Consider the following 15517-nt stretch of genomic DNA (forward strand, 5'->3'; position numbering starts at 1 on the left):
CCGCGGTTCCATACGGCCGAGTGGGGCCATCGATGGGTCACCGCGTCCTTATACCGGGCGGTTCCGGACGCGTTACGGGCGCATGAACCGGACGGGTGGTTCGGGCGGTGGCGAGGGTGGAGGGCCAGCTCACAGGGGGTGGGCAACGACCGGCGGAGGGCCTTGGTTCCCTGGGGGCACCGTGATCTCGATCATGTGAGCCGCGCAGTGTAGCACCATAGGGCGCAGACCTTGTGAAGGGGCTCACGAGCACCCCCTCCGAGGGGGGTGGATACTCGATGGCATGAGCACCACGGAGCGTCCCAGGATCCTCGTTGTAGGCGGTGGGTACGTAGGCCTGTACGCAGCTCGTCGCATTCTGAAGAAGATGCGCTACGGGGAGGCGACCGTCACGGTTGTCGACCCGCGCTCGTACATGACGTACCAGCCCTTCCTCCCCGAAGCCGCCGCCGGCAGCATTTCGCCTCGGCATGTCGTCGTACCGCTGCGACGCGTGCTGCCCAAGGCTGAGGTGCTCACCGGCCGAGTCACCACCATCGACCAGGACCGCAAGGTCGCCACGGTCGCGCCGCTCGTCGGCGAGGCCTACGAGCTGCCCTTCGACTATCTGATCGTGGCCCTCGGCGCGGTCTCCCGTACCTTCCCGATCCCCGGCCTCGCCGAGCAGGGCATCGGTATGAAGGGCATCGAGGAGGCCATCGGCCTGCGCAACCATGTGCTCGAACAGCTCGACAAGGCCGACTCGACCACCGACGAGGACGTCCGCCGCAAGGCGCTCACCTTCGTCTTCGTGGGCGGCGGCTTCGCCGGCGCGGAGACCATCGGCGAGGTCGAGGACCTGGCGCGCGACGCGGCAAAGTACTACACCAGCGTCAAGCGCGAGGACATGCGCTTCATCCTCGTGGACGTCGCCGACAAGATCCTTCCCGAGGTCGGCCCGAAGCTGGGCTCCTGGGGCAAGGAGCATCTGGAGAGCCGCGGCGTCGAGATCTACCTCAAGACCGGCATGGACTCCTGCGTCGGCGGTCATGTGGTGCTCAACAACGGCCTTGAGGTCGACTCCAACACCATCGTGTGGACGGCCGGCGTCAAGCCGAACCCGGCCCTCACCCGTTACGGTCTGCCGCTCGGCCCGCGCGGCCATGTGGACACCAGCGAGAAGCTCCAGGTGCAGGGCACCGACTACATCTGGGCCGCCGGCGACAACGCCCAGGTCCCGGATGTCGCCGCCCGCAGGGCCGGTGCCGAGAACGCCTGGTGCCCGCCGAACGCCCAGCACGCGCTGCGCCAGGCGCGGCTGCTCGGTGACAACGTCATCTCCGGTATGCGGGGCTTCCCGCAGAAGGAGTACAGCCACGCCAACAAGGGCGCCGTCGCCGGTCTGGGACTGCACAAGGGCGTCGCGATGATCGTCATGGGCAAGATGAAGATCAGGCTCAGGGGCCGGCTCGCCTGGTACATGCACCGCAGCTACCACGGTCTGGCCATGCCGACCTGGAACCGCAAGATCCGTGTCTTCGCCGACTGGACGCTGGCGATGTTCCTCAAGCGCGAGGTCGTCTCGCTCGGCGCGATGGAGACACCGCGCGAGGAGTTCTACGAGGCCGCCAAGCCCAGCCCGCCGGCCGTCGCCGCCGTCACGCCGACACCGGAGAGGGCCAAGGCGTCCTGAGGCCGGGCCGCCGGTACGCCTTCGGTCACCGGCACAACTGACGTAACTGATATACGAGAAGGGCCGCTCGCCATCCGTGGTGCGAGCGGCCCTTCTCGTACCTGCGGTCGCTCCGACGGCCTACCCTCCGGCTCCCTCCGTACGGTCACCCGCACACCCCCGCCTGGGAGAAAAGGCGCACACCGCCAGGAAAGTGTGTGGTGGGTGCAGGCATTTTGCCGGTCCATTGCGAGCCGCAGGGACTGCATCCGTACCCGTCCGGTGTTTACGTGGTGTTGAGCATGTCCGTATCCGCCACCACGGAGGTGTGCGCCATGGCCGACGCCGCGCTGCGGCTGACCACTCTTGCCGAGGAGTTGCTGGGAGTTCCGCTCCCGGTCCGTATCCGTGCCTGGGACGGCAGCGAATCGGGTCCTCCGGACGCCCCGACCCTGATCATCCGTAACCGACGCGCCCTGCGCCGACTCCTGTGGAAGCCGGGCGAGATGGGCCTCGCACGCGCCTGGGTGGCCGGTGAGATCGATGTGGACGGCGATCTCTTCGCGGTTCTCGACCGGCTCGCCGCGTTCATCTGGGCGCGCGGCGCCGACGCCAAGGACGAGGTCCATCCTCTGCGCGATCCCCGGCTGCGGGCCGCCGCCCGTACGCTCCTGCGCATCGCGGGCCCCTGGCCGCCGCCCGCACCGCCCGCCGAGGAGGTACGGCGGCGGTACGGCGCGCTGCACACCAAGCGCCGGGACAAGGAGGCGATCAGCCACCACTACGACGTGGGCAACGACTTCTACGAGCTGGTGCTCGGCCCGTCCATGGTCTACTCCTGCGCGTACTGGGAAGGCGACGCCGGATTCAGTCTCGAAGACGCACAGCGCGACAAGCTCGATCTGATCTGCCGCAAGCTCGCGCTCAAGGAGGGTGAGCGGCTGCTCGACGTCGGCTGCGGCTGGGGCTCGATGGCCATCCACGCCGCCCGTGAGTACGGCGCCCGCGTCACCGGAGTCACCCTCTCCAGGGAACAGGCGACCTATGCGCGCAAGCGCGTCGCGGAGGAAGGGCTCGCCGACCTGGTCGAGATCCGGGTCCAGGACTACCGCGACGTCAGGGACGGTCCGTACGACGCGATCTCCTCCATCGGGATGGCCGAACACGTCGGCTCCGTGCGTTACCGCGAGTACGCCGACGATCTCTACGCCCTGCTCAAGCCGGGCGGACGGCTGCTCAACCACCAGATCGCCCGGCGCCCGGAGCGCGACGAGAGCCAGTACCGCATCGATCCGTTCATCGACGCGTACGTCTTCCCCGACGGCGAACTGGCCCCGCTCGGCCGGACCGTCGCCACGCTGGAGGAGGCGGGCTTCGAGGCCCGGGACGTGGAGTCGATCCGGGAGCACTACGCGCTCACGCTGCGCCGCTGGGTGGCGAATCTGGAGAAGCACTGGGACCAGGCGGTACGGAGCACCTCGCCCGGCCGCGCCCGGGTCTGGCGTCTCTACATGGCGGCGTCCGCGGTCTCCTTCGAGCGCAACAGGATCGGTGTCAACCAGATCCTGGCCGTGAAGACTCCGGAGGCCGGGGCCTCCGGGATGCCGTGGCGGGCCCGCGCCTGGGGCGTCTGACGGAGCCGGAAGGGCCGGAGGAGGCAGACGAGCGGGAAGGGCCGGACCTCCGTCGTGTCGGGAGATCCGGCCCTTCTTCGCGCGTGCCGCGCCGCGCGGGTTCGTACCGCGTATCGGGCCGCGTAGGCGCCCGCCGCGTACCGCTATTCGGTCTTGATCGCCGTCAGCATGTTCAGCTTCGCCGCGCTGCGCGCCGGCCAGAGCGCGGCCAGCACACCCACCAGCCCGGCCAGCACCAGGAAGATCCCGATCCGGTCCCACGGGATGACCAGGGTGTAACCCGGGATGGAGTCCTTGAACGTCTCGCCGACCGCCCAGGCCAGGAAGGTCCCGAGCACCACTCCGATCACCGCGCCGAAGACCGAGATCACCACGGCCTCCAGCCGGATCATCCGCTTGACCTTGCTGCGGTCCAGGCCGATCGCCCGCAGCATGCCGATCTCCTGCTGCCGCTCGAAGACCGACATCGCCAGGGTGTTGACGACTCCGAGGACCGCGATGATCAGGGCCATCGCCAGCAGTCCGTACATGATGTTCAGCGCGGTGTTGATGAAGCCGCCGAAGGTGTTCCTGATGTCCTGCTGGTCCATGAAGTCGATGCCCGGGTTGTCGCCCAGCGCGTCCACCAGCGCCTGCTCATGGGCGGCGCTCGCACCGCCGTCCATCTTCACCCAGACCTCGGGGATGTACGGCTTGGACTCGTGCGGGGCGACCAGGTCCTTGGAGATCAGCACCGGCGAGAGGAACTCGTTCCCCGCATAGACCGCACCGACCTTCAGCCGGGCGGACTTGCCGTCGGAGTACGTGACTTCGACGGTGTCACCGGGCTTCCAGCCGTTGGACTCCGCGGTCTTGTCGGCGACCGCGATCCCGCCCTGGCCGAGTGTGTCCAGCGAGCCGGAGACATCGTTGAAGGCGAAGACCTTCTCGATGTCTCCGGGCGTGACCGCCGAGGTGGCGTGGAACTCGCCCTTGATCTTCAGCGAGGTGGCCTGCTGCGGGGAGAGGGCGCTCACACCGGACACCTTCTCCAGCGCGGTCAGGGCCGACTCGTCCAGCGGACCGCCGCTCGCCATGGTGACCATGTAGTCGGCCTTGATGTTGTCCGTGGTCATCCGGTCCACGGCCTGGCCGATCGTCACACCGATCACCGTGAGACCGGTGACGAGCGTGAGCCCGATGGCCAGCGCGGAGGCGGTGGCTCCGGTACGGCGCGGATTGCGGACCGCGTTCTGTCCCGCCAGCTTGCCGGCGACGCCGAACACCCGCTGGAGGGCGGGCCGTACGAGTGCGATGACCGGCCGCGAGAGCAGCGGGATCAGCACGATGACACCGATCATCGTCAGGAACGCGCCCCCGCCGATCAGCAGCCGTCCGTTGTCGGCGCCCGCCGCCGCGCCCGCGACGATCAGGACCGCGCCGAGCAGGGCCAGTACCGCGCCGATCGAGTTGCGTACGACCAGGGACCTGGTGGTGGCCACGGCGTGCACACTGCTCATCGCCGCCACCGGCGGGATCTTCGCGGCCCTGCGGGCGGGCAGCCAGGCGGCGATCAGGGTGATCAGCACACCGACGACGAAGGCCGCGCCGACGGCGGTCGGTGAGATCACCAGCGGCCCTGCGGGCATCTTCGCGCCGAACGAGCCCATCGCGGACCGCAGTCCGGTCGCCAGACCGAGACCGACCAGAAAGCCGACCGCCGAGGCGATGGCGCCGACGACCGCGGCCTCGGCCAGCACCGAGCGCTTGACCTGGCGGCGCGAGGCACCGACGGCGCGCATCAGCGCCAGCTCCCTGGTGCGCTGGGCGACCAGCATGGTGAAGGTGTTCGAGATCAGGAACACGCCGACGAACAGGGCGATGGCGGCGAAGGCCAGCAGCATCTGGTTGAGCGTGGAGACGCTCGACTCGATGTTCGCGGCCTGCTCGTCGGCGAGCTGCTTGCCGGTCTGCGCCTCGGCGTTCTTCCCGATCAGGCCCTTGACGTCGGTCAGGATCGCGCTGTCCGAGGCGCCGGGCGCCGCGGTGACGGTGACGTCCATGAAGTAGCCGGGCTCCAGATAGAGCTTCTGGGCGACGGCGGTGTCGAAGAGGACCAGACTGCCGCCCGCGTTGACCGCGCCGTCCTCGGTGGTGAAGACACCGGAGAGGGCGTACTCCTTCACCGGTCCGTTGGTGGCGACGCGCACCTGGTCGCCGACCTGGTAACCGCCCTTGGCGGCCGAGGACTTGTCGAGTGCGATCTCGTCGTCGCGCGTGGGGCCCGAGCCGTCGGTGAAGGTGTAGGCGGAGTCCTGGCCGTTCGCGCCGGGCGCGAAGTTGGCACCGGTGTTGGACCAGCCGTTGCCGATGAGCTTGCCGTCCGCGTCGGCGACTCCGGCGAAGCCGCTGACACGGCCGGTGACGGAGGCGACGCCGTCGACGGCCCCGATCTTCTCGACGGTCTGCCGGCTGATGCCGGGGCTCTGCTCGCCTTCCTTCTTCGGGCCGTTGTCACGGCTGCCACGGCCGTCATGGGACGTGACGGCGACGGCGACGTCCTTGTAGCTCTTGGCCGACTGATTGCGGAAGGCGTTGCCGATGGTGTCGGTGAAGACCAGGGTGCCGGAGACGAAGGCCACGCCGAGCATGACGGCGAGCACGGTCATCAGCAGTCTGGCCTTGTGCGCGAGCACAGTGCGCAGGGCGGTACGGAACATGGTGGGAGTCCTGGTGGAATGGGATGGGCCGGGCGGCGGAAGGCGCGGGCCGGAGAAGCCGGCGGGAGGCTCGCGAGAGGCGAGGAGAGGCACGCGGTTGGCACGGGAGACGCTGTCGGCACAGGAGGCGCGGTCGGCACGCGAGGCCGGTCGGCGTCGGTGCCGTCGGCCCGGGTGCGGTATCCGGTGCGTTCCGCTGGAGTCTGCTTGAGGTCTGCTCGAAATCTGCTCGACGCCCGCTGGACGTCTGCTTGAGGCCTGTCCGGCGTCAGCTCGTACGGCCCTTGGCGTCGAAGGCCTTCATCCGGTCGAGTACACCGTCGGCGGTCGGGTGCAGCATCTCGTCGACGATCTGGCCGTCGGCGAGGAAGATGACACGGTCCGCGTAGGAGGCGGCCACCGGGTCGTGCGTCACCATGACGACCGTCTGCCCCAACTCCCGTACGGAGTTGCGCAGAAAGCCCAGCACCTCGGCGCCGGAGCGCGAGTCCAGGTTTCCGGTGGGCTCGTCGCCGAAGATGATCTCGGGCTGGGAGGCCAGCGCGCGGGCGACGGCCACCCGCTGCTGCTGACCGCCGGAGAGCTGGGTGGGCCGGTGGCCGAGCCGGTCGGCCAGCCCGATCATCGCGATCACCTGGTCCAGCCACAGCCGGTCGGGCTTACGGCCCGCGATGTCCATGGGGAGCGTGATGTTCTCCAGGGCCGTCAGCGTGGGCAGCAGATTGAACGCCTGGAAGATGAAGCCGATCTTGTCCCGGCGCAACTGCGTGAGCTGCTTGTCCTTGAGCGTGGAGAGTTCGGTCTCGCCTATCCGTACGGATCCGCCGCTGAAGGTGTCGAGACCGGCGACGCAGTGCATCAGGGTGGACTTGCCGGAGCCCGAAGGCCCCATGATCGCGGTGAACTCGCCCTGGCGGAAGTCCACGGTGACCCGGTCGAGGGCGACCACCTGGGTCTCGCCCATTCCATAGACCTTCGACAGTTCGGAGGCGCGCGCGGCCACCGCGGTGGCGCGGTGGGCGATCGGGGTGGTGGTCACGGGAGGACACTCCTGTTTTGTCGGATGCTCGGTGGGAACGACTCCATCCTCCGCGCCGCCTTGGCGCGGGTCGTCCGTCCCGATGCCCGTTCCCGGGGCCCTCTTGGGTCTGACCGCCGCGCGCCGCCCTCCTCCTTCGGTATGACACCGCCCCTGAGTGGTGTCCACCCGGGACGGAGGGCCCCGGCGTTGTGCCGAATGAGTGACCGGGCGGCGACTTTTCGTCATTCCTGTACGCCTGGGTACGAGTTGACCACCCGCGCCCGGCATGTGCGGATGGCTCGGTACGTGCCCTGACGCACCCTCAGACGTCAATAAAATAAGACAACATCGGGTTGCCGCTCGGCTGTTCGAGTGGTGTGTCCCGATAGGCTCATGTGCCAACGCGGCGTCGCGCGTGCCCGGATGGTGGAATGCAGACACGGCGAGCTTAAACCTCGCTGCCCCTCGGGGGCGTACCGGTTCAAGTCCGGTTCCGGGCACATTTCCGACCGTCCGACGGCCGCCGGTGTGACGCGCGGCACGCGTGTGGTGTCACGATCCTGGAAAGATCCTCCCCCAGCACTAGGGCAGACGCTTTGCGTCCCTATTACTCTTGTGGCAAGGCCACGCAGGGTGGCCATGGAGGAGTGAGATGAGGAGCAGTAACCCGGTCTTCTCGCGACGGGGCTTCAGCCGCGACAACGGCCACGCGGGCTTCAACGCGGCGCCGCAGGCCGGGAGCCCCGCCGTAGGAACCAACCCGTACGCGACCAATCCCTACGCGACCAACCCGTACGCGCCCCAGCAGGGCGCGGGATACGGCGCGGGACCGCAGGCGCCCGCGCGCACCGACGTCATGACGATCGACGACGTCGTGACCCGTACCGCCACGACGCTGGGCACGGTCATCCTCACGGCCGTTCTCTCGTGGGTCCTGCTGCCGGTCGACCCGGCCAACATCGGCAAGTCGTACGGCATCGCGATCGGCGCCGCGCTGGTGGCGATCGTCCTGTCGCTCATCCAGTCCTTCAAGCGCCGGCCGGCTCCGGCGCTGATCCTCGCGTACGCCGCCTTCGAGGGTGTCTTCCTCGGTGTCATCAGCAGCGCGGTGAGCACGTACATCGCGCCGGGCGTGGTGATCCAGGCGGTCATGGGCACGATGGCGGTCTTCGCCGGTGTGCTGTTCGCGTACAAGATGCGCTGGATCCGTGTCACGCGCCGCTTCTACGGCTTCGTGATGGCCGCGGCCATGGGCTTCCTGCTCCTGATGGTCGCCAACATGCTCTTCAGCGTCTTCGGCGGCGGTGACGGCCTCGGCTTCCGCAGCGGCGGTCTGGGCATCGTCTTCGGCATCGTCGGGATCGTTCTCGGCGCGTGCTTCCTGGCGCTGGACTTCAAGCAGGTCGAGGACGGCGTCGCGTACGGCGCTCCGCGCGAGGAGTCCTGGCTCGCGGCCTTCGGCCTCACGCTCACTCTGGTGTGGATCTACCTGGAGATGCTGCGGCTGCTGTCGATCCTTCAAGGCAACGACTGACGGCGCCTTCAAGGCAGCGGCTGACGACGGCGGTGACCGTCTGACGCGCTGACACGCCGATACAGCGCTGAGGGGTCCGCGGGCTTGGTGCCCGCGGGCCCCTTCTGTTGTGTGCGCGGCTGTTGTGTGTACGGCCGGTCAGAGCAGACGGCGGGCCGCCCGCCTCAGGTCGTACTCATGGACGATCGCCTTCGCGTGTCCGTATGCGAGGTTGTGCTCGCTCCTCAGCCAGCTCACCTTCTCCTCGAAACGGATGAGGGACGGGCCCTCCTCGACGGCGCGCAGCCAGTCGGAGATCTCACGACCGGTGCAATGAGGGATGCGGGAGAGCATGTTGCGGTGGGTCTCTTCGGAGAAGACAAGGGACATCGGCGCCTCCGGACGCTCTGCGCGTACTGGTCCTTCAGGCCACCGTGCCCGAGCGTTGGCCTGTTGGCAACAGTCCCGTAGCCATTCCTGTATGCCTTGGCTCTGCCTTGGCCATGCCTTGGCCGCGATCCCGGCCGGGCGCGTAGGGTCGGCCGGGTGCTCGATACAACGCCGCTGACCGCCGCCGTGGACCGCTTCGCCGACCGGCTGCGGGCCGCTCCGCAGAGCAGGCTCCGGCGTGGTGCCGCGGCCGAGGCACTGGCGCTGGCCAGGGAACTGTCCGTACGGGCCCAGCGGCTCGACGCGCCCGGCGAGGAGCCGCGGATCATGCCGGACGCCGGTGTCTTCGTCGTCGCGGACCAGCTCACCGTCGCGGCTGCGGATCTGGCCGAGGCATTGAGAACGGCCCCGTCCGTGAGGGAGCTGGACGAGGCCGTGAGGTCGGTCGAGCGGGCGGTCGGCCGCGCGGCCCTGTGAGGGACTACGCGCGGGACTACAGCGAGGCGATGACGCGGTCCGCGAGGATGTAGACGTGCTCGGCGCCCTCTCCGTCGGCGGCTTCTCCATCGGCGCCGGGGCCGGTGGTGTCACGGCCGGTGGCGTCATGGTCGGTGCCGCTGCCGTCGCCTCCGTAGGAGAACGTCAGGGTGTACGCGCCGGAGACACCGGAGCCGCCCAGCAGGAACGGCGCGTCGCCCGCGCGCAGTGCCGCGGCGAGCCGCTCGGCGGTCTCCCGGTGGCCAGGAGTCATACAGAGCGTCGTACCGTCCGCGAAGACATAGACGTCGAGCGTGCCCAGCGGGCCCGGCCGTACATCGGCGAGCGCCGTACGCGTCGCGGCCAGCTCTTCGAGCCGGGTGATCGTGCGCTCGTGGTCGGTGACGACGGGCGTCTGGAGCGGTACGAAGTCCGGGTGCGAGGGATGCCGGCGGCGGGCCGCGGCCAGCTCCGGCGAGTCCTCCGTGAAGTCGCCGACCTCGCCGATACCGCCGCTGCCGCCCACTCCGCTCACCTCACTGACTTCGCTGACCTCACTGATCTCGCTGAGGTCCGGATAGTCGGCGAAGCTGTCGAGAGCCTCGGCCGCGTCGAGATCCAGCGACTCGAAACCGGCGAAGTCCACCTGGCGCGGGATGTAGAACGGTCCGTCCTCGGCGCCGAGGCCCGCGAGTCCGCCGAGCAGCGACGGCGTGTCGGCCGCGTCCCGCGCTTCCTGTGCGGCCCAGAAGGCGCGCGCCTCGGCGAGCTCGCGCTCACGCTCCTCGGCGAGGGCCTCGGCCACGGCGGTCCGTATGGCATCCGGGCAGTCGGTCCGGTCGGCGTTTCTGGCCTGCGGTACGGCGGCGGTGAGACCGCCCGGGTTCGCCGCGGCCAGTTCGCCACGCAGGGCGCTGACCTGCCTGCGCAGTCCATGAGCGGCGTGCAGGGCAGCGACGCCCACGGCCGTGGCGGCGGCTGTGGTCAGCAGCAGGGCAAGAGACATGGCGCTCACTGACTACTCCCGTTCCGATCGATACCCCCGACTTCCTACCTCAGCTTGTCGTGGGCGGGATCCGTCCGTCAGTGCATTACGTCACGAAATGGACAGGTCTTTGGGCCTTAGGTTTACTCCCATTGGCGCCCTGACCTGGACAAACGAATCTCCCCCGGGACTAGGTCACATCCTGGGGGAGATTCAGTCACGACTGGGGATCGGTGGGGTTCTTCTATGCGATTCCGGACTGCCCGGCTACGCTGCGCGACGAGTCTCCGCATTTCGGACAGGTCGCGCGCCGCCGGGAGTGGCTCGGCTCGGGCACTTCGGCCCGGGCGGGCGCCTCAGCTCAGTCGCTCGATCACCATGGCCATGCCCTGGCCGCCGCCGACGCACATGGTCTCCAGACCGAACTGCTTGTCGTGGAACTGGAGGCTGTTGATCAGTGTGCCGGTGATCCGGGCGCCGGTCATACCGAACGGGTGGCCGACGGCGATGGCACCGCCGTTGACGTTCAGTTTCTCCAGCGGGATGTCCAGGTCGCGGTAGGACGGGATCACCTGGGCCGCGAAAGCCTCGTTGATCTCGACCAGATCGATGTCACCGATGGTCAGCCCGGCCCGCGAGAGCGCCTGCCGGGACGCCTCGACCGGGCCGTATCCCATGATCTCCGGCGACAGCGCGGTGACTCCGGTGGAGACGATCCGGGCCAGCGGCGTCAGGCCCAGCTCGCGCGCCTTGGTGTCGGACATGATCACGAGCGCGGCGGCGCCGTCGTTGAGCGGGCAGCAGTTGCCGGCCGTGACCAGACCGTCGGGCCGGAAGACGGGCTTGAGGCCCTGTACGCCCTCCAGCGTGACTCCGGCACGCGGTCCGTCGTCCTTCGCCACCACCGTGCCGTCCGGGACCGTCACGGGCGTGATCTCGCGCTCCCAGAAGCCGTTCTTGAGGGCTTCCTCGGCGAGGTTCTGGGACCGTACGCCGAACTCGTCCATCTCCTCGCTCGTGATGCCCTTGAACCGGGCCAGATTCTCCGCGGTCTGTCCCATCGCGATGTACGCGTCCGGGACCAGACCGTCCTCGCGCGGGTCGTGCCACCGCGCGCCCTCGCTCTGCGCGACGGAGGCGGTACGGGCCTCGGCGTCCGCGAAGAGCGGGTTGTGGGTGCCGGGCATCCCGTCCGAGGAGCCGTTGACCTGACGCGAGACCATCTCGACACCGGCCGAGATGAAGACGTCGCCCTCGCCCGCCTTGATGGCGTGCAGCGCCATCCGCGAGGTCTGGAGGGACGAGGAGCAGTAGCGGGTGATCGTGCAGCCCGGGAGGTGGTCCATACCGAGCTGTACGGCGACGATCCGGCCCAGATTGTGGCCCTGCTCGCCACCGGGCAGCCCGCAGCCGAGCATCAGATCGTCGATGTCGCGCGGATCCAGCTCAGGGATCTTGGCGAGCGCGGCCTCGATGATCGTGGCCGTCAGGTCGTCGGGCCGCACTTCCTTGAGCGATCCCTTGAAGGCCCGCCCGATGGGCGAACGGGCGGCAGAGACGATCACGGCTTCGGGCATCACGGCTCCAGGAGGAGAGAAGGCAGGGCTGAGGTGGAAGTTACCGCTACGTAGCGTCGAGGTCACCCGACCGGTCGTGTGACGAGGACCTCTTTTCTAAGCGCTTGCTCAGCGGACGGCGGGTCACACCTTCGGGTCATACCTCCCGTGGCACCTGGCTCGGTTCCGTCGGGGTCGCTTCCGTCTGTGTCGGGAGGTGGCGGCGTCTGCGGTGTTTCAGCAGGGCCCAGGGAGCGCGGGCCGCCGTGACCTCCGTACCCGCCCGGGACGCCGCCGCCGAGGCTGCCTTCGCCACCGGGAGCATGTCCTCGTCGCGGGACGCGTCCAGGTGGTCCGTCTCCGGCCAGAGGTCCAGCACCGCGCAGAGCGTGGGCAGGACCGCCATCGCCGCGGTCGCGTAGCCCTCCGCCGACGGGTGGTAGTTGTCCGGGCCGAACAGCTCCCGCGGATTCGCGGCGAACTCCGGGCCCAGCAGATCGCCCAGCGAGACCGTACGGCCGCCCTGCTCGACCGCCACGATCGTCTGCGCCGCGGCGAGCTGGCGGCTCACGCGGCGGGCCAGCCAGCGCAGCGGCTGGTACACCGGCTCGATCGTGCCGAGATCCGGGCAGGTCCCGACGACCACCTCCGCGCCTGCCGTACGCAGCCGCCGTACCGCCGCCGCGAGATACCGCACCGAACGGGTGGCCGGCATCCGGTGCGTCACATCGTTCGCGCCGACGATGATCACGCAGACGTCCGGGACGCGCGCCGAATCCGAGAGGAGCTGGGTCACCTGGCGGTCCAGATCGTCCGACTGGGCGCCGGGCAGCGCCACATTCCGCAGCTCCACGGGCCGCTCCGCGACCGCCGAGAGCCCCGAGGCGAGCAGCGCTCCCGGAGTCTGTCCCGCCCGCCGTACGCCCTGGCCCGCCGCCGTGGAGTCGCCGAGCATGCCCATCCGCAGCGGCTCGGCGTGCCCGTGCGCGTGTCCGTGCGCGTGCGCCCGTGCGTGCCCGAGTCCGTGGCGTCCGTGCCCGTGACCCTGCCCGTACGCCAGTCCGTACCAGCCGTCGCCGCTCGGCGGCACCGGTGCCGCTCCGCCGCCCACCGACCGCTTCGCCAGTTGCAGTTCCGCCAGTACCACTCCGACGCCGGCCGCTCCCAGCAGGCCGATGCTCCCGCCGCCGTAGGCCGCGCCCGCGGCGATCCGCCGTGCCACTCTCGCCCTCGACACAGTCCGAGCCACCTCCCTCTGGCCGTACGCACGGGCCGCCGTACGCGCGCGCGTACGCAGCCGTACGCACGAGTATGGGTACGTACACCAGCTAACTGCCCCGTAAGGACCATGGCCCAATCTCGCGTGCGTACGCATACCCTGGCCGGACCATCACGGAGACCCCGGAGACAACGGTGCAATTCCACGACTCGATGATCAGTCTGGTTGGCAATACCCCCCTGCTGAAGCTGCACAGCGTGACCGCAGGGATCCAGGCGACAGTCCTGGCGAAGGTCGAATATTTCAACCCCGGCGGTTCGGTCAAGGACCGGATCGCCCTGCGCATGATCGAAGCCGCCGAGGAGAGCGGTGAGCTGCGGCCCGGCGGCACGATTGTCGAGCCGACGAGCGGCAACACCGGTGTCGGTCTCGCCATCGTGGCCCAGCGGAAGGGCTACAAGTGTGTCTTCGTCTGCCCGGACAAGGTCTCCACGGACAAGATCAATGTGCTGCGCGCGTACGGCGCCGAGGTCGTCGTCTGCCCGACGGCCGTCGATCCCGAGCATCCGGACTCGTACTACAACGTCTCCGACCGGCTGGTGCGTGAGACGCCGGGCGCCTGGAAGCCGGACCAGTACAGCAACCCGAACAATCCGCGCTCGCACTACGAGACGACCGGTCCCGAACTGTGGAAGCAGACGGACGGACGGATCACCCACTTCGTGGCCGGCGTCGGCACGGGCGGCACCATCAGCGGCACCGGCCGCTACCTCAAGGAGGTCAGCGACGGGCGCGTACGGATCGTGGGCGCCGATCCGGAGGGATCGGTCTACTCGGGCGGTTCGGGCCGGCCGTATCTGGTCGAGGGCGTCGGCGAGGACTTCTGGCCGACCGCGTACGACCGTACGGTGACGGACGAGATCGTCGCCGTGTCCGACAAGGACTCCTTCCAGATGACGCGGCGGCTGGCCAAGGAGGAGGGCCTGCTCGTCGGCGGCTCCTGCGGGATGGCGGTCGTGGCCGCGCTCAGGGTGGCCGAGGGGCTCGGGCCCGACGATGTCGTGGTCGTCCTGCTGCCGGACAGCGGTCGCGGCTATCTCAGCAAGATCTTCAACGACGAGTGGATGAACGACTACGGCTTCCTGGACCAGGGCGGCGGCGCGGTGACCGTCGGCGATGTCCTGCGGCACAAGGCGGGCGCGATCCCGACGCTCGTCCATATGCACCCGGAGGAGACGGTCGGCGAGGCGATCGAGGTGCTGCGGGAGTACGGCGTCTCGCAGATGCCGATCGTGAAGCCGGGCGCCGGACATCCGGATGTGATGGCCGCGGAGGTCATCGGTTCGGTGGTGGAGCGGGAGCTGCTGGACGCGCTCTTCACTCAGCGGGCCTCGCTCGGTGACTCGCTGGAGAAACACATGTCGTCGCCGCTGCCGCAGGTCGGCTCGGGCGAACCGGTGGCCGATCTGATGGCCGCGCTGAGCGGTTCCGACGGCGCCGACGCGGCGATCGTGCTGGTGGAGGGCAAGCCGACAGGGGTTGTGAGCAGGCAGGATCTGCTGGCGTATCTGTCGAAGGCCTGATCTCGACGGTTGTGTAGCGGGCGGTTCAATGGGCGGTGGCGCGTATCCGCGAAAGTGGTACGAGCGCGACACGTCCACGCAGCACCCGCTTAACACGCGTCCTGCACAGTAGTTGTTGTCGGCGTCAAGGACCTCCGGAGCGGCTCCCGGACCTCCATGGACGCCAAGGACACGCACACCGGCCCTGACCCGGACCGTGTCCCTCGCGGGGACCGCCGTCGTCCCGCCCCCCGGTAACGGGGGTGCGGCGGTCCCCGCGACTATCTTTTGCACCCCTCCTTGTGCTCACTCTTCGTGCTCACTCTTCCCAGTCGGAGGAGCGGCGGCGCCTGCCGAGTATCCAGGGCCGGCCGCGCGAGGCATGGACCGCGTTGACACCGAAGATCCCGAGCCAGCAGACGACCAGGCCCTCGATATCCGCGTTCACCGCGGCGATGGCGGACAGCGGGATCGCCAGGATCAGCGAGATGACGCCGAAACCGAACCGCTCCCCGAAGCCCTCCACGGGGCTGGACGTACGGGCGTCCCGGGCAGCCGCCATCTGCCGCTCGGCCAGCTCACGCCGGACGCGGCGCTCGACCGTACCGTCCAGGCGCTGCTCGACCTTCTCCAGGAACGACTCGACGAGCGCGGGCTCATACTCCGCCCCCAACTCATGCCGCGCCCGGAGGGTCGCGTCGAGTTCCTTCTTCAGCTCAGGGTCGCGGGCTTCCATGCCCGCCACGGTACGAACACCGTCGCCCCGGGGTCATTGGGGCTAACCCCCCACTTCACCTCGGGCCCTCACCA

Annotated in this window: 12 protein-coding genes and 1 tRNA gene; 6 read left to right on the forward strand and 7 right to left on the reverse strand. The window is 69.1% G+C overall.

The window, feature by feature from the left end; genetic code table 11:
* Positions 1–283: 283 nt before the first annotated feature.
* Together ACFV6H_RS05355 and ACFV6H_RS05360 are read left to right on the forward strand one after the other, a co-directional pair.
* Positions 284–1672, forward strand: a complete 1389-nt coding sequence (locus tag ACFV6H_RS05355; protein WP_384977429.1) for an NAD(P)/FAD-dependent oxidoreductase — start codon at positions 284–286, stop codon at positions 1670–1672.
* A gap of 314 nt (positions 1673–1986) precedes the next feature.
* Positions 1987–3285: a class I SAM-dependent methyltransferase gene (locus tag ACFV6H_RS05360; RefSeq protein WP_385538977.1), complete on the forward strand. Its 1299-nt coding sequence runs from the start codon at positions 1987–1989 to the stop codon at positions 3283–3285.
* A 143-nt stretch (positions 3286–3428) separates the two neighbouring features.
* On the opposite strand, the gene ACFV6H_RS05365 is transcribed toward ACFV6H_RS05360, so the two are convergent.
* Together ACFV6H_RS05365 and ACFV6H_RS05370 are read right to left on the reverse strand one after the other, a co-directional pair.
* A complete protein-coding gene (locus tag ACFV6H_RS05365; RefSeq protein ID WP_385538806.1) occupies positions 3429–5984 on the reverse strand; it encodes an ABC transporter permease in 2556 nt (851 codons plus the stop codon).
* 268 nt (positions 5985–6252) lie between these two features.
* Complete coding sequence (locus tag ACFV6H_RS05370) at positions 6253–7023, reverse strand: ABC transporter ATP-binding protein (RefSeq protein WP_385538808.1); 771 nt, start codon at positions 7021–7023, stop codon at positions 6253–6255.
* Positions 7024–7422: 399 nt separating this feature from the next.
* On the opposite strand from ACFV6H_RS05370, the gene ACFV6H_RS05375 reads away from it, so the two are divergent.
* Positions 7423–7505: transfer RNA gene (locus ACFV6H_RS05375), tRNA-Leu, on the forward strand.
* A 152-nt stretch (positions 7506–7657) separates the two neighbouring features.
* A complete protein-coding gene (locus ACFV6H_RS05380; RefSeq protein WP_384977438.1) occupies positions 7658–8539 on the forward strand; it encodes a Bax inhibitor-1/YccA family protein in 882 nt (293 codons plus the stop codon).
* 138 nt (positions 8540–8677) lie between these two features.
* Here the strand turns inward: ACFV6H_RS05380 and ACFV6H_RS05385 are convergent, their stop codons facing one another.
* A complete protein-coding gene (locus ACFV6H_RS05385) occupies positions 8678–8908 on the reverse strand; it encodes a DUF4287 domain-containing protein (RefSeq protein ID WP_066956338.1) in 231 nt (76 codons plus the stop codon).
* A gap of 156 nt (positions 8909–9064) precedes the next feature.
* On the opposite strand from ACFV6H_RS05385, the gene ACFV6H_RS05390 reads away from it, so the two are divergent.
* Positions 9065–9385, forward strand: coding sequence for a hypothetical protein (locus ACFV6H_RS05390; protein ID WP_093594839.1), 321 nt, complete (start codon positions 9065–9067; stop codon positions 9383–9385).
* Between the two features lie 16 nt (positions 9386–9401).
* Here ACFV6H_RS05390 and ACFV6H_RS05395 read toward each other — a convergent pair whose 3' ends face one another.
* The 3 genes from ACFV6H_RS05395 to ACFV6H_RS05405 all read right to left on the reverse strand — a co-directional run bounded on the left by ACFV6H_RS05395 (position 9402) and on the right by ACFV6H_RS05405 (position 13148).
* A complete protein-coding gene (locus ACFV6H_RS05395) occupies positions 9402–10391 on the reverse strand; it encodes a hypothetical protein (protein ID WP_384977701.1) in 990 nt (329 codons plus the stop codon).
* Positions 10392–10726: 335 nt separating this feature from the next.
* Entirely contained in the window at positions 10727–11947 is a 1221-nt protein-coding gene (locus ACFV6H_RS05400) for an acetyl-CoA C-acetyltransferase (RefSeq protein WP_385538812.1), read from the reverse strand.
* A 136-nt stretch (positions 11948–12083) separates the two neighbouring features.
* Positions 12084–13148 carry an SGNH/GDSL hydrolase family protein gene (locus tag ACFV6H_RS05405; RefSeq protein ID WP_385538979.1) on the reverse strand — a complete coding sequence of 355 codons (1065 nt, stop codon included), beginning with the start codon at positions 13146–13148 and terminating at the stop codon, positions 12084–12086.
* A 191-nt stretch (positions 13149–13339) separates the two neighbouring features.
* Between ACFV6H_RS05405 and ACFV6H_RS05410 the strand changes: the two genes are divergently transcribed.
* On the forward strand, positions 13340–14728 hold the full coding sequence (locus tag ACFV6H_RS05410; protein ID WP_093598789.1) for a cystathionine beta-synthase: 1389 nt from the start codon (positions 13340–13342) through the stop codon (positions 14726–14728).
* Positions 14729–15026: 298 nt separating this feature from the next.
* Here ACFV6H_RS05410 and ACFV6H_RS05415 read toward each other — a convergent pair whose 3' ends face one another.
* Complete coding sequence (locus ACFV6H_RS05415) at positions 15027–15443, reverse strand: hypothetical protein (protein ID WP_385538814.1); 417 nt, start codon at positions 15441–15443, stop codon at positions 15027–15029.
* Positions 15444–15517: the final 74 nt, after the last annotated feature.

It is taken from the genome of Streptomyces sp. NPDC059743, assembly GCF_042732975.1.
GTDB lineage: Bacteria > Actinomycetota > Actinomycetes > Streptomycetales > Streptomycetaceae > Streptomyces.